General features: G+C 43.8%; 19 protein-coding genes. All 19 read left to right on the top strand.

Annotated elements, in window-relative coordinates; all coding sequences use genetic code 11:
* The first annotated feature begins 123 nt into the window (after positions 1-123).
* The 19 genes from MOF34_RS05500 to whiA all read left to right on the top strand — a co-directional run bounded on the left by MOF34_RS05500 (position 124) and on the right by whiA (position 19,895).
* Positions 124-1,299 (top strand): ATP phosphoribosyltransferase regulatory subunit, encoded by a 1,176-nt coding sequence (locus tag MOF34_RS05500; RefSeq protein WP_268399001.1) that lies wholly within the window; start codon positions 124-126, stop codon positions 1,297-1,299.
* Complete coding sequence (hisG, locus tag MOF34_RS05495) at positions 1,292-1,933, top strand: ATP phosphoribosyltransferase (protein WP_003219799.1); 642 nt, start codon at positions 1,292-1,294, stop codon at positions 1,931-1,933. Before MOF34_RS05500 ends, hisG begins: the two co-directional genes overlap by 8 nt.
* A complete protein-coding gene (hisD, locus tag MOF34_RS05490) occupies positions 1,930-3,213 on the top strand; it encodes a histidinol dehydrogenase (protein ID WP_268398999.1) in 1,284 nt (427 codons plus the stop codon). Before hisG ends, hisD begins: the two co-directional genes overlap by 4 nt.
* Complete coding sequence (hisB, locus tag MOF34_RS05485; RefSeq protein ID WP_268398996.1) at positions 3,210-3,794, top strand: imidazoleglycerol-phosphate dehydratase HisB; 585 nt, start codon at positions 3,210-3,212, stop codon at positions 3,792-3,794. The genes hisD and hisB overlap by 4 nt, the downstream gene beginning before the upstream one ends.
* Positions 3,795-4,433 (top strand): imidazole glycerol phosphate synthase subunit HisH, encoded by a 639-nt coding sequence (hisH, locus tag MOF34_RS05480; protein WP_019715837.1) that lies wholly within the window; start codon positions 3,795-3,797, stop codon positions 4,431-4,433.
* Complete coding sequence (gene hisA, locus MOF34_RS05475; protein WP_268398994.1) at positions 4,430-5,167, top strand: 1-(5-phosphoribosyl)-5-[(5-phosphoribosylamino)methylideneamino]imidazole-4-carboxamide isomerase; 738 nt, start codon at positions 4,430-4,432, stop codon at positions 5,165-5,167. The genes hisH and hisA overlap by 4 nt, the downstream gene beginning before the upstream one ends.
* A complete protein-coding gene (hisF, locus tag MOF34_RS05470) occupies positions 5,164-5,922 on the top strand; it encodes an imidazole glycerol phosphate synthase subunit HisF (RefSeq protein ID WP_268398991.1) in 759 nt (252 codons plus the stop codon). The genes hisA and hisF overlap by 4 nt, the downstream gene beginning before the upstream one ends.
* Positions 5,919-6,539 (top strand): bifunctional phosphoribosyl-AMP cyclohydrolase/phosphoribosyl-ATP diphosphatase HisIE, encoded by a 621-nt coding sequence (hisIE, locus tag MOF34_RS05465; protein ID WP_019715834.1) that lies wholly within the window; start codon positions 5,919-5,921, stop codon positions 6,537-6,539. Before hisF ends, hisIE begins: the two co-directional genes overlap by 4 nt.
* Before the next feature lie 254 nt (positions 6,540-6,793).
* Positions 6,794-7,531, top strand: a complete 738-nt coding sequence (locus MOF34_RS05460; protein ID WP_268398987.1) for a lipoprotein YvcA — start codon at positions 6,794-6,796, stop codon at positions 7,529-7,531.
* Positions 7,521-9,425 carry a DUF6792 domain-containing protein gene (locus tag MOF34_RS05455; RefSeq protein WP_268398984.1) on the top strand — a complete coding sequence of 635 codons (1,905 nt, stop codon included), beginning with the start codon at positions 7,521-7,523 and terminating at the stop codon, positions 9,423-9,425. Before MOF34_RS05460 ends, MOF34_RS05455 begins: the two co-directional genes overlap by 11 nt.
* Before the next feature lie 14 nt (positions 9,426-9,439).
* Positions 9,440-9,799 (top strand): hypothetical protein, encoded by a 360-nt coding sequence (locus tag MOF34_RS05450; RefSeq protein WP_268398980.1) that lies wholly within the window; start codon positions 9,440-9,442, stop codon positions 9,797-9,799.
* Between the two features lie 166 nt (positions 9,800-9,965).
* Entirely contained in the window at positions 9,966-11,735 is a 1,770-nt protein-coding gene (gene bmrA / locus MOF34_RS05445) for a multidrug resistance ABC transporter ATP-binding protein/permease BmrA (protein ID WP_268398978.1), read from the top strand.
* Positions 11,736-11,859: 124 nt separating this feature from the next.
* Complete coding sequence (locus tag MOF34_RS05440; protein ID WP_268398977.1) at positions 11,860-13,314, top strand: tetratricopeptide repeat protein; 1,455 nt, start codon at positions 11,860-11,862, stop codon at positions 13,312-13,314.
* A gap of 379 nt (positions 13,315-13,693) precedes the next feature.
* Entirely contained in the window at positions 13,694-15,091 is a 1,398-nt protein-coding gene (locus MOF34_RS05435) for an NlpC/P60 family protein (RefSeq protein ID WP_268398973.1), read from the top strand.
* Between the two features lie 218 nt (positions 15,092-15,309).
* Positions 15,310-16,260, top strand: coding sequence for a thioredoxin-disulfide reductase (gene trxB, locus MOF34_RS05430; protein ID WP_003219823.1), 951 nt, complete (start codon positions 15,310-15,312; stop codon positions 16,258-16,260).
* 328 nt (positions 16,261-16,588) lie between these two features.
* Positions 16,589-17,056 (top strand): 8-oxo-dGTP diphosphatase, encoded by a 468-nt coding sequence (locus MOF34_RS05425; RefSeq protein ID WP_003219825.1) that lies wholly within the window; start codon positions 16,589-16,591, stop codon positions 17,054-17,056.
* Positions 17,057-17,080: 24 nt separating this feature from the next.
* Positions 17,081-17,968 carry an RNase adapter RapZ gene (gene rapZ, locus MOF34_RS05420; protein ID WP_019715827.1) on the top strand — a complete coding sequence of 296 codons (888 nt, stop codon included), beginning with the start codon at positions 17,081-17,083 and terminating at the stop codon, positions 17,966-17,968.
* A gap of 1 nt (position 17,969) precedes the next feature.
* Positions 17,970-18,923, top strand: coding sequence for a gluconeogenesis morphogenetic factor (mgfK, locus tag MOF34_RS05415; protein WP_003219829.1), 954 nt, complete (start codon positions 17,970-17,972; stop codon positions 18,921-18,923).
* Positions 18,924-18,944: 21 nt separating this feature from the next.
* Positions 18,945-19,895 (top strand): DNA-binding protein WhiA, encoded by a 951-nt coding sequence (gene whiA / locus MOF34_RS05410; protein ID WP_003219831.1) that lies wholly within the window; start codon positions 18,945-18,947, stop codon positions 19,893-19,895.
* Positions 19,896-19,906 lie beyond the last annotated feature (11 nt).

Below are 19,906 nucleotides of genomic sequence, written 5' to 3'. Positions count from 1 at the left end.
AAAATATCCTGACTGAAGTTAAGCATTGATTTTCACTCTTTCATCTGCTAACATATTATCATATTAGCGAACTAAAGGATTCGGAATTTTCCTTCTAACAATGCAATGGAGGTGCTCGGGTTAATGTTTATGTTTGAGAAACCGCACGGTATGAGAGATACACTGCCCGGTTTATATGAAACGAAAAAAAAGGTGAGGCAATCGTTAACCGATTTGATAGATAAATGGGGATACCGATTTATGGAAACGCCGACATTGGAGTTTTACGATACCGTTGGCGTACAGTCAGCGATTGAAGAGCAGCAGCTGTTTAAGCTTCTTGATCAGGACGGCAATACGTTGGTGCTTCGCCCGGATATGACAGGACCGATTGCAAGGGTTGCGGCATCAAAACTTCTGAAACACGATCATCCTCTCAGGGTAGGCTATGCGGCAAATGTATTCAGGGCTCAGGAACGCGAAGGCGGACGTCCCGCCGAATTCGAGCAGGTCGGAGTGGAATTAATTGGTGACGGCACGACGAGCGCGGATGCAGAGGTTATTGCATTAGTAATAGGCGCGTTAAAAAGCGCCGGACTTGCTTCCTTTAAAATTGCCATCGGACACGCTGGCATTGCGGATGCCCTGTTTGTTGACGTACTCGGAAACGTTGAACGCGCTGATGTGCTGCGGAGGTTTTTATTCGAGAAGAACTACGTCGGCTACAGAGAACATGTCAAGTCTCTCCCGCTTTCTTCCATTGATAAAAGCAGGCTGCTTGAGCTTCTTGAACTGCGGGGCGGCATAGAAGTTTGCGGACGTGCTGAGGAAATCGTCGATTCTGCACAAGGAAAAAGCGTGGTTGATGAGCTGAAGGCGCTGTGGGACATTCTTGAGGATTACGGATGTACGGAAAATGTGCGTCTTGATCTGAATATGGTCAGCCACATGAGCTATTACACAGGGATTTTATTTGAGGTGTACGCCCAGGATGTCGGCTTTGTCATTGGAAGCGGCGGCCGTTATAACAAGCTTCTGGGTCATTTTAATTCACCTGCACCTGCGACTGGCTTCGGGCTTCGGGTCGACCGGCTGATTGAAGCGCTTCATATGAAGGATAAACCTTGTAAGATTTACGCTGTTATTTTCAGCAAAGAGCAACGGGCGCAAGCCATCGCTTATGCGAATGAAGAACGTATGAAAGGGAATAAAGTGGTTCTTCAAGATTTATCAGGTATTGACAATATCGATCAGATGACAAAATCTTTTGCAAATGTCACCTATTTCATCGGTGCCAGAAAGGAAGAGCAAAATGGGTAAGTTACTCACAATGGCGATGCCAAAGGGCCGGATATTTGAAGAGGCGGCAGGGCTGCTGCGGCAGGCTGGCTACAAGCTCCCTGAGGAGTTTGAAGATTCGAGAAAACTGATCATCGATGTGCCGGAGGAAAATCTGCGTTTTATATTAGCTAAGCCGATGGACGTGACCACATATGTGGAGCATGGCGTGGCAGACGTCGGAATTGCTGGCAAGGATGTCATGCTGGAGGAGGAACGCGATGTATATGAAGTACTGGATTTGAAAATCAGCAAATGCCACTTGGCAGTAGCCGGGCTTCCGAATACAGACTGGAGCGGCGTGGCGCCAAGGATTGCGACAAAGTATCCGAATGTGGCTTCTAGTTATTTTAGAGAACAGGGAGAACAAGTCGAAATCATTAAGCTCAACGGTTCAATTGAGCTGGCACCGCTTATTGGGCTTGCAGACCGGATTGTGGACATCGTTTCCACTGGACAGACGCTGAAAGAAAACGGGCTTGTTGAAACAGAGCACATTTGCGACATTACTTCCCGATTTATCGTCAACCCGGTAAGCTATCGCATGAAAGACGATGTGATTGACGAAATGGCATCCCGCTTATCTCTCGTTGTGGAAGGAGAAACGGCAAAATGAAGATCAAAACCATCAGCGGCGCTGAACGGCTTTCTCTGAAGAGGTCTATAGATGCTGGCACGGAAGAGCAAAGAAAAACAGTCCGATCCATTATTGAAGATGTCAAAGCAAACGGTGATCAGGCGGTTCGGACCTATACGGCGAGATTTGACGGCATCGAAATAGACAGCCCGCTCGTCACAAAAGAAGAAATTGAGGAAGCATACACCTTACTGGATTCACAGCTGCTTCAGGTGATTAGGCAGGCCATCGAAAATATTAGAGAATATCATGAAAGACAGCTGCAATCCTCATGGTTTTATCACAGAAAGGACGGCACAATGCTGGGGCAGAAAGTGACAGCGCTTGATTCCGCCGGCGTATATGTGCCAGGGGGAACGGCTGCATATCCTTCATCTGTTTTGATGAATGTCATTCCGGCGCTGACAGCGGGTGTGGATAGAATCGTTCTTGTGACGCCTCCGGGAAGAGACGGTCAGCTGTCTCCAGGGGTTTTAGTCGCTGCAGCTGAGCTCGGCATAAAAGCTATTTACAAAATGGGCGGCGCTCAGGCGATTGCGGCGCTGGCGTACGGAACCGAGACCATTGAGCCGGTAGATAAAATCACAGGTCCGGGAAACATGTATGTTGCGCTTGCTAAACGAGAGGTGTTCGGCGATGTCGATATTGATATGATTGCCGGACCGAGTGAAATTGTCGTACTGGCTGATGAAACAGCGATTCCGAGCGAAATTGCAGCCGACCTGCTGTCACAGGCGGAACACGATAAGCTCAGCTCGTGTGTGCTTGTCACAAATTCCATGGTGCTGGCCGAGGCGGTTTCAGCTGAGGTGAACGAGCAGCTGAAAACCTTGCCGCGAAGAGAAATAGCGGGCGCTTCAGTGAGTGATTACGGTTGTATCTATGTGGCGGATACAATGGATGAAGCGATTGATACTGTCAATACGCTTGCACCGGAGCATTTAGAAATCATCACACAGTCTCCCGAAGCTTTGCTTGGCAGAATCAAACATGCGGGTGCCATTTTCTTAGGCAGATACAGCCCTGAGCCTGTTGGAGATTATTTTGCCGGACCGAATCACGTGCTTCCGACAAATGGGACAGCGAGATTTTCAAGTCCATTAAACGTAACGGATTTTCAAAAGAAATCGAGCATTATTTCTTACAGCCAATCAGCCTTTGAAGAACATGCCGATAGCATCGCGGCTTTTGCCAGACTTGAAGGATTAGAAGCCCATGCCAGATCAATCGAAGCGAGAGAACGGAGGAGTTCAAGATGAGAATAGCGGAACGCGCCAGAAAAACAAACGAAACAGATATTGAGCTGGCATTTACAATAGACGGCGAGGGACAAGCGGATATCAAAACAGACGTACCGTTTATGACGCACATGCTGGATTTATTCACGAAACACGGGCAATTCGATCTTTCGATTAACGCAAAGGGCGATGTTGATATAGATGATCACCACACGACCGAAGACATCGGCATCTGCTTAGGGCAGGCGCTGCTCGAAGCCTTGGGTGATAAAAAGGGAATCAAACGCTACGGATCGGCGTTTGTACCGATGGATGAGGCGCTTGCTCAAGTCGTCATAGATTTAAGCAATCGGCCGCACTTGGAAATGCGTGCGGACTTCCCTGCGGCTAAAGTCGGCACATTCGATACGGAGCTTGTACATGAATTTTTGTGGAAGCTGGCGCTTGAAGCACGGATGAATCTGCACGTTATCGTTCATTACGGAACAAACACCCACCACATCATTGAAGCTGTTTTTAAAGCGCTGGGGCGTGCGCTTGATGAAGCGACTACGATTGATCCGCGTGTTAAAGGGATACCATCAACGAAAGGGATGCTGTAAATGATCGGCGTGATAGATTACGGAATGGGCAATTTATACAGCGTCTCAAAGGCGCTTGAGCGTGTCGGCGTGCCGTATTTTGTTTCTGAAAAGCCGGAGGAGCTGAAAGAAGCTGATGCCTTCATTCTGCCGGGAGTCGGTTCATTTGGAGACGCGATGGACAATTTGCGCAACGCGAGGCTCGATCAATTGATTCACGATATGGTTTCAGAGGGAAGACTGCTTCTCGGGATCTGCCTCGGTATGCAGCTTTTATTTGATGAAAGCGGAGAAAACGGGATCGCGTCAGGCCTCGGGCTGTTAAAAGGGAAAGCAGTCAGGCTGAAAGCAGAAGATGAAAAAGGAAACAAGTTGAAGGTTCCGCATATGGGCTGGAATCGCCTTTCCTTTCATAACGAATCTCCGTTGCTGGCTGAAACAGAGGAAGGCTACGCTTATTTCGTGCATTCTTATTACATTGACGGGATAGAGGAGGACGCGCTTCTGGCAAGCGCTGATTATGGAGTGCGGGTGCCTGCAGTAGTCGGAAAAGGGAACGTCTTCGGTGCCCAATTTCATCCGGAAAAGAGCAGCTCGGTCGGAATGTCCATCTTAACCCAGTTTACAAAAATGGCAGCAGAACAGAAGGTGAAAAAATGAGTGCTTTTACATTATATCCGGCAATTGACATGAGAAACGGCAAATGTGTCCGTCTTGTCCAAGGAGATTATAATAAGGAAACGATATACGGCGATTCACCGTACGACATGGCTTCGTTATTTGCAAGAGAGGGTGCCGAATGGATCCATCTTGTTGATCTCGACGGGGCCAAAGAAGGAAAAAGAGTAAATGACCGCCATGTGATCGAGATTGCCCAAAAGCTGGACCTGAAAGTCGAGATCGGAGGCGGAATCCGTTCCGAAAGTGACGTCTATGAATACTTATCAGCAGGAGTCGATCGGGTAATCCTGGGAAGCTCGGCTGTTTCTAACCCTCCGTTTGTCAAAAAAATGCTGAAACAATATGGCGAGAACATTGCAATCGGATTGGATGCGAGGAACGGATTTGTTTCAACAGAGGGATGGCTGGAAACATCAAGCCTGAAGGCAGCTGAACTCGGTAAAGAGCTTGCCAATGAAGGAGCGGAAGTCTTTATTTTTACTGACATCGCGACAGACGGAATGCTGTCTGGCCCAAATATTGAAAGCACGGTCGAGCTTGCAAAGGAAACGGGAAAATCTGTGATTGCTTCCGGCGGCGTCAGCTCCGTCGAGGATCTCGAAGCCCTCGCCTGCTATCAGGCGGACGGCGTTTCTGGTGTGATTGTAGGAAAAGCGCTGTATACCAATCAGTTTACGCTGAGCGAGGCGCTTGAAAGGGTGAAGCGCAGATGATCACAAAACGGATTATTCCATGCCTTGATGTCAAAGAAGGACGCGTTGTCAAAGGAATACAATTTCTTGAATTAAAGGATGCCGGTGACCCAGTTGAGCTCGCAGAAGTGTACGATCAGGAAGGCGCGGATGAACTCATTTTTCTTGATATTTCAGCCTCGCATGAAGGACGCAAAACGATGGTTGACGTGGTAGAGCAGGTTGCCGCGAAGCTTGCGATCCCGTTTACAGTCGGCGGCGGCATTAATCAGCTCAGTGATATGAAAACGATTCTGCGTGCCGGAGCGGACAAAGTGTCGGTGAACACGGCAGCTGTTCTCCGCCCTGAGCTGATTACAGAAGGAGCCGAGTTTTTCGGTTCTCAATGCATCGTGCTTGCCATCGATGCCAAGTATGACCAGGAATCTGGCACATATAAGGTCTACACGCACGGCGGCAGAAAGAAAACAGATTGGGAAGTCACAGCATGGGCAAAAGAAGGCGTCAAACGGGGCGCAGGAGAAATATTGCTGACAAGCATGGATTCTGACGGTGAGAAAAAAGGCTTTGATCACAGGCTGACAAAGCTTGTTTCTGAAACTGTCCCCGTACCTGTTATCGCCTCGGGAGGAGCGGGAAACGCGCAGCATATGCTCGAGGCTTTTACAAAAGGAGAAGCCGACGCCGCGCTGGCCGCCTCTATTTTTCATTATAAAGAAACGTCGATTAAAGAAGTGAAATCATACTTGAAAGAGCACGGGGTGAATATGAGATGAAACAGGCAGATGAACTGCGTTTTAACGAGGATGGGTTAATTCCCGCTATCGTGCAGGATGCGGCAAGCAAAGAAGTGCTGACTCTTGCCTATATGAACAAGGAATCGTATGAAAAAACACTGGAAACGAAAGAAACATGGTTTTACAGCCGATCGCGCCAAGCGTTATGGCATAAAGGAGAAACCTCAGGGAACACGCAATCCGTTAAGGGCATCCGGTATGACTGCGACCAAGACGCTTTGATCGTGCTCGTAGAACCGTCCGGTCCGGCATGCCATACTGGCAGCTACAGCTGTTTTACAAAGGAACAAACAGAAGAACAGGCTGCAGGCCGATTTGACATCCTGAACGAGCTGGAGCGCGTGATCGGGGAACGCCAAGCGGAAATGCCTGAAGGAGCTTACACCACCTACCTTTTCCGTGAAGGCGTCGATAAGATTTTGAAAAAAGTCGGTGAAGAAGCATCCGAAGTGATTATTGCCGCGAAAAACCGAGACCACGAGGAACTCAAATGGGAAGCGGCGGACCTGCTGTATCACCTGCTTGTCCTGCTCAGAGAACAAGCGCTGCCGCTGGATGATGTGCTTGACGTATTGAAAAAACGCCATTCTGAATAGTAAGAGTAAAGAGCCGAATGATAACGGCTCTTTTGTTTTGTGAAAAAAGTAATAGGTATTTAGATGTTCATGAGGTGTTTTGCATGATTAGTTAATAAAAGGAGATCAAAACCAAGTCGGATCTCCTATTTATCCAAATTCCGCCATGTTGTAACATGGAAAAGGATAAATGAATCACTCATTAACCAGGTCAATAGAATTATTTTCAGAATAAAAATAGAATACTATTCTCACAAAACCCGTGGAGGTTCGTAATGAAAAAGATTATCTTTATTTGCTTCAGCTTATTACTGGCCCTGACAGGAGGATGCAGTATGAACGACAATGATAAAAACAGCACAAATGACAATAAAACAGAAGCCGTAAAACCAAAAGACTTGGATCCAAAAGACCTGCCGCAGGTTCCGGCGTTTCAGGATGAGAAAATGAGAGAGTACATGGTGTCAACGAAAGAAGAGGAGCCTGGGTATTATTTGCTGGAGTCTAAGTTGAAAGGATTTAGGATGTTGTTTCCGAAGGACGGGGAGTATCTTCCTGATTATTCTACATCAAATGGAAAGAATAGCGAATCGATAGGGTTTCAAAGCTATAATGAAAAATCAAATATACTTTTAGATGCACAAATTAGTTACTATAACAAATCTTCTTTTATTAATAATCCAGAGACAATGCTGCACCAAATTAGTAATGAGAATGGTTACAAAGGAGATTTTAAGAAAGAAAAAGCTGATGGGAAAACACTCTATACAGCATCAAAAAAAAGCACTTTTAAAAACAGTGATCGTAAATACAATTATTCCTTTCGTTATTTTGGATATATAAAATCTAGTGATGAAGAGTACTTGGGAATAGTATATTCTTTTATAGTTCGTTGTAAAAAAGATGATAAACCCTGTACCTTGAATGAAGATCAAGCAAGAGAAAGAACTGATACTCTAATTAATTCTATCACCTTTTTAGGAAATAAGAAGGAGGGTAGAGATGGACAATAAGAATGTTTTCGGAAATGAGAATGTAAAGCTCCGTTTAATTAACTTAGAGTATGCCTATAAAGAAAAGTTTGCATCGGACAATCTAGAAAAAGTAAAAAAAGCCAAGGAAGAGTTTATAGCTGAAGTACGGAGGATTTATAAAGAAGAAACAAACTCTGAACTTCCGAAAGAAATAGATATATATACTTCATATGAACTTATTCAAGAAAATAAGAACATAGATAAACAGATTAAAGATTCTGGTTATGATGGTACAGCAATTTATATAAAAGATAAGAATAATGATATAGAGCAGCTTCATATTATTTCTGAAGGGAGTGCTGATAACGCAGATTGGTCTTATAATTTCTTTGGTTTGTTTTTAGGTATTGATGATAACCAATACAGAGCTACCAGAGAGTTTATACAGATCTCAAAGAAAAAAGCAGGTAATTCCGAGGAATTGAGAACATTTGCGTTAGGACATTCTCTTGCCAATAATAACCAAGTATTAGCCCAGTTAATTGATGGAGAATTTGATGAAGTATATGGCGTAAATGGAGCGCAAATAAATATCGACCAACTATTATTAGCTGATAGAAAATTGGTGGATTTTCTATTGAACAAATATGAACTTAGTCGTCAAGAACTTAAAGAGCTCCCACGTGAGCAGCTAAAAAAAGCAATCACCAAATACTACAGTGACAAAGGCGTCACAGCAAACATCACCCAACGCATCTCCAAAGATGACCCGCTTTATGGCGTTAGCGGAAAGGCTGATTTTATTACATTTGGCGATGTAAAGATGAAAGATACAAACACGGATGTCAAAGGAATCAGAAGCATTATTGATAATATTCCCGATGAGGAAGTCCGCTCTATCCAAACCTTTTTGCGAAAGTATTCGGATGACTATAAAAAAGGTGGGCTAAACGGATTTGTCTTGGCTTCAACCGGTATAGATGCAGAGCTTGTCGGCAGTATATTTAGTGCTGATGGAAATATGGAGAAAGGGAAAATAGTGAAAGACCGATTTGGTGATATACAGGTAATGGTTAAGAATATCGGGGAAAAAATGCCGGCCTTTATCAAATTCTTTCATACTATCTTGAATAATAGCGGGACATTTGTGGATCAGCTTAAAGAGAATGGTTATATTGATGAGACACAAAAGAAGAGTATTAAAAAACAGTTGAAAATTGTTAATAATAAGATAGGCGATATAGAAATTCAATATCAACAGTTAAAATACGCACTTTCTACTAATAATGTAGTTACAATTGTTTATTATGTCTGTGAGTTAGTAGGGAGTGTTAAAGAATTAAAGGCTGCACTAGAAACACTCGACACAGAAACAAAAGACGCATTAAAGCTCATCGTCGACGGCCACAGCATCGTTCAAATGCTGAACGCATTATCAAAGGAAAAAGGCTTTAGCTATAAAGGCTCCGATATTTACTTTTCAGGAAAGAGCGGATCGGGAGAAACGATTCAAGTCAATCTCTCATCAGCCGTCAGAATCTATCAAAACGGTATGAAGATCGTTGAAGATATGGAAGATGCGATTTCTAAGTACCAGAAGGTTTACAGTCAGGAAATTGATGAAGACTTCGCAGACAAAAAACAGGCGATCATCACGGCTATTCATCATATGGAAGAAAATCCTTCGCATTATGCCTTCGATCTTCAATTCCGGCTTGCAGCCAGTTACAATCACACATTCGATAAATTGGAGAAAATCTCAGTTCATGAATCGTTCCACACAGGTGCGCTCCCTGCTAATGATGGAATTGTTGCTGAATTAAAAAAACAGGCAACAGAAAAAAAAGATTTCATCAAAAACATCCGCGAGAGTATTGAAAAGCTGTTTGAAAAAGAAGAAATGATTTCCCAGTTATTTGATTTTCAGCCTTAGGAGGAATATGAAGAGTGACTTCCATATTTTCAGAAAGTGAAACAGAAATTGTATCAACCACCTATATGTTTCTTACCCAAGACGAAATGAAGGGGAAAGCATGCAGCCTCAATAAACCGATCAACGACATTCTCAGCCTGACAAAGAAATTTGAGTCTTCGCTAAAAGAGGAAATCAAAGGAAAAAAAGGGTTGATTGTCAAAAAAATAAAAGAAGAGCTTGAATCAAAAAGCGAAAAACGCAAGGCTGCACTTCAAATGATAAAAGAAGAACATACTGCAAAAGTTGACCGGTACAAAATGATGATTGAAGACCTGCGAAAGCAGGATGTGACATTGACTTACAGAAAAAAGAAGCCTGTTCAAGATGTCTAGTATAAAAAATCTCCTATTCAAACAGTGAGTAGGAGATTTTTATTTTTATCACGGCAAAAATATACTGAAAAAGTCTCTCTCCATTGATATGATTGAGAAAGAGTAAAAATCATCCTTTTGCTATGCCATTTCACCTTTCTGAACGCTGAAACAGGAGGAAACATATATGCCAACCAAGCAACAAAAATCTAAAAGTAAATTGAAACCCTTTTTTGCATTAGTAAAGAAGACCAATCCTTCTTATGGAAAGCTTGCCTTTGCGCTGGCCCTCAGTATTGTGACCACACTGGTCAGCCTGCTGATTCCATTATTAACGAAGCAGCTTGTCGACGGATTTTCCATGTCAAATCTGTCAGGCATGCAAATCGGGCTGATCGCGCTAGTTTTTTTCGTTCAGGCCGGTTTAAGCGCTTATGCCACCTATGCACTTAACTATAATGGGCAAAAAATTATCTCCGGACTGCGGGATTTATTATGGAAGAAATTAATTAAGCTTCCTGTCTCATATTTCGATACAAACGCTTCCGGAGAAACAGTCAGCCGTGTAACGAATGATACGATGGTGGTCAAAGAACTGATTACAACCCATATCAGCGGATTTATTACAGGGATCATTTCTGTTATTGGATCACTGACAATCTTGTTTATTATGAATTGGAAGCTGACACTGCTAGTGTTAGTTGTCGTTCCGCTGGCAGCTCTTATTTTAATACCGATTGGCCGGAAGATGTTCTCCATTTCACGGGAAACGCAAGATGAAACAGCCCGTTTCACTGGACTGCTGAACCAAATTCTTCCGGAAATCAGACTCGTCAAGGCTTCAAATGCGGAGGATGTCGAATATGGGCGCGGGAAGATGGGGATTTCTTCATTATTTAAACTTGGCGTGCGTGAAGCAAAGGTTCAGTCGCTTGTCGGCCCGCTCATCTCACTCGTGTTAATGGCGGCGCTTGTGGCAGTTATCGGATACGGCGGCATGCAGGTGTCATCAGGTGAGCTTACCGCCGGAGCGCTCGTGGCTTTTATTTTATATTTGTTTCAAATTATTATGCCGATGGGCCAGATTACCACGTTCTTCACACAACTCCAAAAATCAATCGGTGCAACAGAACGAATGATTGAGATTTTAGCTGAGGAAGAGGAAGATACAGTCACAGGAAAACAAATCGAAAACGCGCATTTGCCTATTCAGCTTGATCGTGTGTCTTTTGGATATAAGCCTGATCAGCTGATCTTGAAAGAGATCAGCGCCGTCATTGAAGCAGGGAAAGTCACAGCGATTGTCGGCCCGAGCGGCGGTGGGAAAACGACACTGTTTAAGCTGCTGGAGCGTTTCTATACTCCGACTGCAGGGACCATCCGGCTGGGGGACGATCCAGTTGATACTTACTCGCTTGAATCGTGGCGGGAGCACATTGGGTATGTATCGCAGGAAAGCCCGTTAATGGCAGGAACAATCAGAGAAAATATTTGCTACGGGTTAGAACGTGATGTTACGGATGCCGAGATCGAAAAAGCCGCGGAGATGGCATATGCGCTCAATTTTATAAAGGAACTGCCGAATCAGCTTGATACAGAGGTGGGCGAACGCGGCATTATGCTGTCAGGAGGACAAAGACAGAGAATCGCAATTGCGAGAGCGCTTCTTCGAGATCCGAGCATTCTTATGCTCGATGAAGCCACCTCAAGCCTCGACAGCCAGTCTGAAAGATCAGTTCAGCAGGCGCTGGAGGTGCTGATGGAGGGCCGCACAACGATTGTCATCGCCCACCGCTTATCTACTGTTGTAGACGCGGACCAGCTTTTGTTTGTTGAAAAAGGAGAAATTACCGGACGTGGTACACATCACGAATTAATGGCTTCCCATGATCTTTATAGGGATTTTGCTGAACAACAGCTGAAAATGAACGCGGATTTAGAAAACAAAGCCGGGTAAATCTTGGTCGAATCAGCCAGTAAAAAGCGGAGGGATTTTCCCAATCCTTCCTTTTGAACTATTGAGGGGCTTATGATTTATGGTATACTACTGACGGTAATATTGTATAAAACGGAGGGTAGTTGTGGGAAAACACACTTCTGAACATAAAAATCACGCACAAATTGTCCAGCTGCTTCAAGATGGACAATATTTTTTTCATAAAGGCTTGAAAGCGTATAAAGAGCGCAATTTGAAGCGGGCAAGCAAACTGATTCAGCGCGCGGTTCATTTGGAGCCGGATGATTCTGAGATGCTATCGCAGCTTGCGGTCATTTATTCAGAAATGGGCCAGTATCAAGAGTCGAACGATCTTCTTGATTATATCATGGCAAATCTGGAGGACGAAATGCCGGAGTGCCATTACTTTAAAGCGAATAACTTTGCCCATCTGGGACTCTTTCAAGAAGCTTATAAAGAAGCGGCCGCTTATTCAGATGCGGATCCGGACGGTGAATTCGCCGAGGAAAACGATAGTCTGCTTGAATTGCTCGATTTAGGAGACGGCGGCTTTGAGGATTCGTTGTATGATCAGGATGAACTGCTGATGAAACAGGATCGGGCAAAGTCATTGCTGGAAAGCGGCCAGCTTGCTGAAGCGGTTGCGGCGCTTGAGGAAATCACAGCAGAATATCCAGAGCTTTGGTCAGCATACAACAATCTGGCGCTTGCCTACTTCTATTCAGGCAACATCGTAAAAGCGAAGCAAACTGCTTATCAAGTGCTCCGTCATAATGAAGGAAATCTTCACGCTTTATGCAATCTTCTCGTTTTCTACTATTATGAAAGAGAAGACGAAAAAGTGGCGGAATTGAGTGACCAGATTTCTAATGTATATCCGATGCTATTGGAACAGCGCTATAAACTGGGAGCCACTTTGGCGCTTGTCGGCCGTTACGAGATCGGATATAAATGGCTCAAATCATTATATAAAACCAGCTTTGAAGGTGACGATACATTCTTTTACTGGCTCTCGTGCTCCGCTTATTTTACGGGACATACTGAATTTGCCGAGACGATTTGGAGAAAAGTCGAGTCGCAATATCCCGGTGAAGACCGCCCTGCTCCATGGATTGAGCGGAGGGAAGCTCTTCCTTCATCCGTGGAACAGCGTCTCGCTGCCTATTATATCAGCAGCACAAAGGGAGAAACGGAGCATCTTGAAGCGGTGATACGCTCGAAGAGAATTACCGCTCCATTCGAAAATCATTTTGTTAAGCTGCTTTTGAATGGAGATTCCGCGGCGGCTGACGTTTCAGAGGATGCACGTTTCGCCTATCAAACCGTCAAATTACTGGAGCAAGCTGAACAAGAAGAGATGAAAACAGAAGTCATGAGCTGCTGGGTGTTCCATGTCATCCAGCAAATCCGTGCAGCTGCTCCTTTGAAGAATGAGAGAGGCTTGGCAGCGGCGATCTGTTATATTTGGAAAGAAGCCCACGGCAAGCATGACACGAAAAAAGACACAGCGGCCCGATTTGGCATCTCTCCGGCAACTTTGACGAAATATGTGAAATATATTGATGATATTCTAGAATAGAATATTTTGAAGAGTCGATTATACAAATCGACTCTTTTTTGTTTGATAGATTATATTAAGAAAATAATATCGACAGTTTTTTTACTCGTTTAAGAAAAATGACAAATGATGTGCGACTTGACATCTGTTTGAAACACAAATGTAATAAAATTTATCGCTAATTTGTCGAAACTTGATGGTATAATGATTCTCGTACATAAGGAATTAGTGTTTTTTACATATGATGTGAAATAAACGCTATACAACCAGAATAAGAGATGCGCAGAATAATTAACCATAAACGACCATCATTCCTCGTAGAGTATGAGGAACGAAACTTGATGTTCAAAATACAATTCCAAATGAGAACAGGTTCACAGTAAAAGGGAGGATATAAAAAGTGAGAAAGAGTTTATTGACACTTGGTTTGGCTTCCGTCATCGGGACAAGCAGTTTTTTGATCCCATTTACAAGTAAAACTGCATCGGCGGAAACATTAGATGAAAAGAAACAAAAAATCGAAAGCAAGCAATCTGAGGTTGCTTCCAGCATTGAAGCAAAGGAAAAAGAATTAACTGAGCTTCAGGAAAACCAATCAAAGATTGAAAAAGAACTGAAAGACATTAACGCTAAGGCGCTTGATACAAGCAACAAGATCGAAGATAAAAAAGAAGAAAACGATAAAACAAAAGAAGAAATCAAAAAGCTGAAAAAAGAGATTAAAGAGACAGAAGCCCGCATTGAAAAACGCAATGAAATCCTGAAAAAACGCGTTCGTTCTTTACAGGAAAGCGGCGGATCTCAAGGGTACATAGATGTCCTTTTAGGATCAACAAGCTTTGGTGATTTTATCTCTCGCGCCACTGCGGTTTCATCTATTGTTGATGCAGACAAAGATTTAATCAAGCAGCAAGAGCAGGATAAAGCGAAGCTTGAAGATTCTGAAGCGGATTTGAATAAGAAGCTGAAAGAAGTTCAAGCTGCATTGGCTAAATTAGAAACAATGCAAAAAGACCTTGATAAACAGCTTGATGAAAAAGACAAGCTTTTCGACGAAGCAAAAGCAAGCCAGAAGAAAACGGCTGCCGCGATTTCTGAATTAAGATCAGAAGCGTCTGAGCTTGCAAACCAAAAAGCAGATACTGAAGCTGAACAAGCACGCATCAAAAAAGAACAAGAAGCTGCGGCTGCTTTGATCAAAAAGCAGGAAGAAGCCCAAAAAGCATCTGATGAGACACAAACTGCTACAACTGAAACAGCGACAGCAAGCTCATCTCATGATGATTCTTCAAACAATTCTTCTAAGAGTTCATCAAACAGCTCGTCTAACAGCTCATCTTCTAAGAAGAGCAACAGTTCAAACAGCAATTCAGGCGGCACTGTTATCAGCAACTCAGGCGGAATTGAAGGTGCGATCAGCGTTGGTTCGAGCATTGTAGGACAATCTCCGTACCAATTTGGCGGCGGACGCACTCAGTCTGATATCAACAACCGTATTTTTGACTGCTCATCATTCGTACGCTGGGCATACGCTTCTGCAGGTGTCAACCTTGGACCTGTCGGCGGAACAACAACTGACACTTTGATCAATAAAGGAAGAGCTGTCAGCGCGTCTGAAATGAAGCGAGGAGACTTAGTTTTCTTTGACACATACAAAACAAACGGTCACGTTGGAATTTATTTAGGAAATGGAACATTCCTTAACGACAATTCTTCACATGGTGTCTCAATTGATTCTATGAGTAACCCTTACTGGAAAAAATATTTCAATGGCAATGTAAGACGTGTTGTTCAATAATAAATAAGACAAGGGCCTTCTTTAACAGAAGGCTCTTTCTTTATTAATACATATACCCTTTTAAAAAACATTTAATCATGATCAGAAAAAAATGAGCAAAAAAATAGCGTATCACCCTGAGATTTTATAGGATATGGGTAAGGTATACGTTAGATGGGGACTCTTATCATATAAAGAAGCGCCCCAACTTGAAAAAGACGTGTTAAGGAGTGGATAGTGTGTCAGAAGAAAAAGTATATGACGTGATTATTATCGGCGCGGGTCCTGCTGGGATGACGGCCGCTGTATACACATCAAGAGCAAATTTATCGACATTAATGATTGAAAGAGGTATTCCAGGCGGGCAAATGGCCAATACGGAAGATGTAGAAAACTATCCTGGATTCGAAAGCATCCTTGGGCCTGAGCTTTCCAATAAAATGTTCGAACACGCGAAAAAATTTGGTGCTGAATATGCTTATGGCGATATTAAAGAAGTTGTTGACGGCAAAGAGTACAAAGTGGTTAAAGCTGGTTCAAAAGAATACAAAGCACGTGCAGTCATCATTGCCGCAGGTGCGGAGTATAAGAAAATCGGCGTGCCTGGCGAAAAAGAATTGGGCGGCCGCGGTGTATCTTATTGTGCGGTATGTGACGGTGCTTTCTTTAAAGGCAAAGAGCTTGTCGTTGTCGGCGGCGGTGATTCCGCAGTTGAAGAAGGCGTGTACCTAACTCGTTTTGCTTCAAAAGTAACGATCGTTCACAGACGTGACAAACTCCGTGCGCAAAGCATTCTTCAAGCGAGAGCATTTGATAATGAAAAAGTTGACTTCCTATGGAACAAAACGGTGAAGGAAATTCATGAGGAAAACGGCAAAGTCGGTAATGTAACGCTTGTCGATACGGTAACCGGTGAAGAAAGTGAATTCAAAACAGACGGCGTATTCATTTACATCGGCATGCTTCCTCTGTCTAAACCGTTTGAAAATCTTGGCATTACGAATGAAGAAGGCTATATCGAAACAAACGACCGCATGGAAACTAAGGTTGAAGGGATTTTCGCTGCCGGAGACATTCGCGAAAAATCACTGCGCCAAATCGTAACGGCTACAGGAGACGGAAGTATTGCGGCACAAAGCGTTCAGCATTATGTCGAAGAGCTCCAAGAAACGCTGAAAACATTAAAATAAAAAGGCTGTCATACGAGCTTCACATAACGTTACTGGGTTTTAATTCCGCTGTAACAGTTGTGTAATGCATTTCGGTTATGATTAATAAAGTAATTGACCCCCTTTTTATAATGAATACACTTTTTTGGCACGGATTCTCCAGTTATCCGTGTCCTTTTTTTGTCCAAAAATAAAAGACGGATGCCTATTACAGCAAATTACCTGAACTCAGAGATGAATATGCTGTAAAATAGAAGAAAAGATTGTCAATGTCTCTTCATTGTGGGAGACATCTTGAAGCGGTATAATAAAGAGACGATGACAGGACGAGAAGGTTAGGTGAACGTACTTGCAAAGAGTGACAAATTGTGTGCTTCAGACGGATGACAAAGTCCTTCTGCTTCAAAAGCCTAGACGCGGCTGGTGGGTCGCGCCGGGAGGCAAGATGGAGAGCGGAGAATCAGTCAGAGACTCCGTCATCAGAGAGTACAGAGAAGAGACGGGTATCTATATCATAAATCCTCAGTTAAAAGGTGTTTTTACCTTTATTATTAAAGATGGTGACCACGTTGTCTCTGAGTGGATGATGTTTACGTTTGTCGCTGACTCTTATACTGGACAAAATGTAGCTGAATCAGAGGAAGGCAAGCTGCAGTGGCACGATGTCAATGACATTCAAAACCTGCCTATGGCCCCGGGAGACGGCCACATCCTAGACTTTATGATGAAGGGAAAAGGGCTGCTGCACGGCACATTTACGTATACACCGGATTTTGAGCTGCTCAGTTATCGGTTAGACCCGCAGCATATCAAATAGAAAGACAAGTCAGGGGGGAGAAAGATGAGTGTTAGTGAATCACATGATATTCAGCTTGTCATTATAACCGGAATGTCGGGAGCGGGGAAAACTGTCGCTATTCAAAGCTTTGAAGATCTCGGCTATTTCTGCGTTGATAATCTTCCGCCTTCATTGCTTCCGAAATTTTTAGAACTGATGAAGGAATCAAATTCGAAAATGAGCAAGGTTGCGCTCGTAATGGACTTGCGCGGCCGTGAATTTTTTGACCGGTTGATCGAAGCACTGGATGAAATGGCGGAACATCCGTGGATTACACCGCGAATTTTATTCTTGGACGCGAAAGATTCCATTCTCGTCACGAGATATAAAGAAACGAGACGTTCGCATCCTCTGGCAGCGACGGGCCTGCCGCTTGAGGGCATCGCGCTGGAACGTGAGTTGCTTGAGGAATTAAAAGGCCGCTCTCAAATGATTTATGACACATCAGACATGAAGCCGCGCGATCTGCGCGAGAAAATCGTAAAGCATTTTGCGACAAACCAAGGAGAGACATTTACGGTAAATGTCATGTCATTTGGTTTTAAATACGGTATTCCGATTGATGCCGATCTCGTCTTTGATGTCAGATTTTTGCCGAACCCATATTATATCGAAAGCATGAGGCCGCTGACCGGAAAAGATGAAGAGGTATCCTCTTACGTCATGAAGTGGAATGAAACACAAAAGTTCAATGAAAAATTAATCGATTTACTCAGCTTCATGCTGCCGTCCTACAAAAGAGAAGGAAAGAGTCAGCTCGTCATTGCGATCGGCTGCACAGGGGGCCAGCACCGCTCTGTGACACTTGCCGAGAATTTAGCTGATTATTTCAAAAAGGATTACTATACTCATGTCACTCACCGGGACATTGAAAAGAGAAGCCGGAAATAAGATGGGACAAAAGCCGAAAATTGCAATCTTTGGCGGCGGTACGGGTCTTTCTGTATTGCTTCGGGGCTTAAAGCATAAACCTGTTGACATTACGGCCATTGTGACAGTTGCCGACGACGGAGGAAGCTCTGGCCGTCTGCGGAATGAGCTGAAAATTCCGCCTCCCGGAGACATCAGAAATGTGCTTGCCGCTTTATCTGATGTGGAGCCGCTTGTTGAAGATCTCTTTCAGCATCGCTTCAATAAGGGGAATGACTTAACAGGGCATTCTTTAGGGAATTTGATTTTGGCAGCGATGACAAATATAACCGGTGATTTTTTTCACGCTGTCACAGAAATGAGCAAGGTGCTGAATGTAAGAGGAAAGGTTTTGCCGGCAGCCAATGCCAGTGTTGTTCTGCATGCCGAAATGGAGGACGGCCGCGTGGTCTCAGGCGAGTCCACTATTCCGGAGTACGGACAGCGCATTAAGCGTGTGTTTCTTACGCCTGAACATATTGATCCGCTGCCGGAAACGATAGACGTAATCAGGGAAGCGGATTTGATTATTATCGGTCCGGGAAGCCTCTATACAAGCATTCTTCCCAATTTGCTCGTCCCGAAAATTGGGGAAGAAGTAGTGAAGGCGCCGGCGAAAAAAGTATACATTTGCAACGTGATGACTCAGCCCGGCGAAACACTACATTACACCGCAGCTGATCATGTGAAAGCGCTCAATCAGCATATGGGCTGCGGTTTTATTGATACGATATTAGTGAACAGCGAAGACATTCCCGACGAAATAAAACGTAAGTACGAAATGGAATCGGCGCGTCCTGTTGATTTTGATATCGAAGAGCTGAAAGCAATGGGGCTTGAAGTCATCAGAGATCAAATCGTAACGTATAAAAATGACGTAATTCGTCACGATACACATAAAGTGGCCTCTCTTCTTGTCGATTTACTAAAAGAATGAAGCCAGAAATGAGGTGGCTATATGTCATTTGCATCTGAAACAAAAAAAGAATTAACGAATCTGGAAGTGAAAGACTGCTGCATTAACGCAGAGCTGTCTGCGCTTATCCGGATGAATGGAGCATTATCATTTACAAACCGCCATCTCGTGCTTGATGTTCAAACCGAAAATGCGGCGATTGCCCGCCGCATTTATACATTACTGAAAAAACAATATGATGTGTCGGTCGAGCTGCTGGTCAGAAAGAAAATGCGGCTGAAAAAGAATAACGTCTATATTGTGCGTTTTTCAGAAAATGCAAAAGCGATTTTAGAGGATTTAAAAATACTCGGGGAGAATTTTGTGTTTGAACGAAGTATTTCGAAAGAGCTGGTCAAAAAGAGATGCTGCAAGCGTTCTTATATGAGAGGGGCATTTTTGGCAGGAGGTTCGGTCAATAACCCGGAAACCTCCTCGTATCATTTAGAAATCTTCTCTCTTTATAAGGAACATAACGATTCATTATGTGATCTGTTAAATGAGTTTCAGTTAAACAGTAAAACGCTCGAACGGAAAAAAGGCTATATCACCTATCTAAAAGAGGCGGAAAAAATTACTGAGTTTCTGAACGTGATCGGCGCCCACAATTCGCTTCTGCGATTTGAGGATGTCAGAATCGTAAGGGATATGAGAAATTCGGTCAACCGCCTCGTCAATTGTGAAACAGCCAATTTAAACAAAACGATCGGCGCTTCGCTCAGACAGGTGGAGAATATTAAATACATCGATGAAAGAATCGGCTTGGATGCGCTTCCTGAAAAACTTCGGGAAATTGCGCAGCTGCGGATTGATTATCAGGAAGTGACGCTGAAAGAGCTGGGGGAAATGGTAGCAAGCGGGAAAATCAGCAAATCAGGGATCAATCACAGGCTGAGAAAACTTGACGAAATCGCAGAACAGCTGCGGACAGGGCAAACCGTCACTTTAAAATAACCGTAAAGAAA

It is taken from the genome of Bacillus sp. T17B1 (genome assembly GCF_026796395.1).
Taxonomy (GTDB): Bacteria; Bacillota; Bacilli; order Bacillales; family Bacillaceae; genus Bacillus; species Bacillus spizizenii_A.
Note: the sequence above shows the minus strand (reverse complement) of the source record. Positions and strands in the feature narration are given on the sequence as shown.

Coding starts and splice junctions, on each gene's coding strand:
- hisB (WP_268398996.1), top strand. CDS start 3,210: ATGAGAATAGCGGAACGCGCCAGAAAAACAAACGAAACAGATATTGAG.
- hisH (WP_019715837.1), top strand. CDS start 3,795: ATGATCGGCGTGATAGATTACGGAATGGGCAATTTATACAGCGTCTCA.
- whiA (WP_003219831.1), top strand. CDS start 18,945: ATGTCATTTGCATCTGAAACAAAAAAAGAATTAACGAATCTGGAAGTG.
- hisIE (WP_019715834.1), top strand. CDS start 5,919: ATGAAACAGGCAGATGAACTGCGTTTTAACGAGGATGGGTTAATTCCC.
- hisG (WP_003219799.1), top strand. CDS start 1,292: ATGGGTAAGTTACTCACAATGGCGATGCCAAAGGGCCGGATATTTGAA.
- MOF34_RS05460 (WP_268398987.1), top strand. CDS start 6,794: ATGAAAAAGATTATCTTTATTTGCTTCAGCTTATTACTGGCCCTGACA.
- MOF34_RS05455 (WP_268398984.1), top strand. CDS start 7,521: ATGGACAATAAGAATGTTTTCGGAAATGAGAATGTAAAGCTCCGTTTA.
- hisA (WP_268398994.1), top strand. CDS start 4,430: ATGAGTGCTTTTACATTATATCCGGCAATTGACATGAGAAACGGCAAA.
- mgfK (WP_003219829.1), top strand. CDS start 17,970: ATGGGACAAAAGCCGAAAATTGCAATCTTTGGCGGCGGTACGGGTCTT.
- rapZ (WP_019715827.1), top strand. CDS start 17,081: ATGAGTGTTAGTGAATCACATGATATTCAGCTTGTCATTATAACCGGA.
- bmrA (WP_268398978.1), top strand. CDS start 9,966: ATGCCAACCAAGCAACAAAAATCTAAAAGTAAATTGAAACCCTTTTTT.
- MOF34_RS05500 (WP_268399001.1), top strand. CDS start 124: ATGTTTATGTTTGAGAAACCGCACGGTATGAGAGATACACTGCCCGGT.
- hisF (WP_268398991.1), top strand. CDS start 5,164: ATGATCACAAAACGGATTATTCCATGCCTTGATGTCAAAGAAGGACGC.
- hisD (WP_268398999.1), top strand. CDS start 1,930: ATGAAGATCAAAACCATCAGCGGCGCTGAACGGCTTTCTCTGAAGAGG.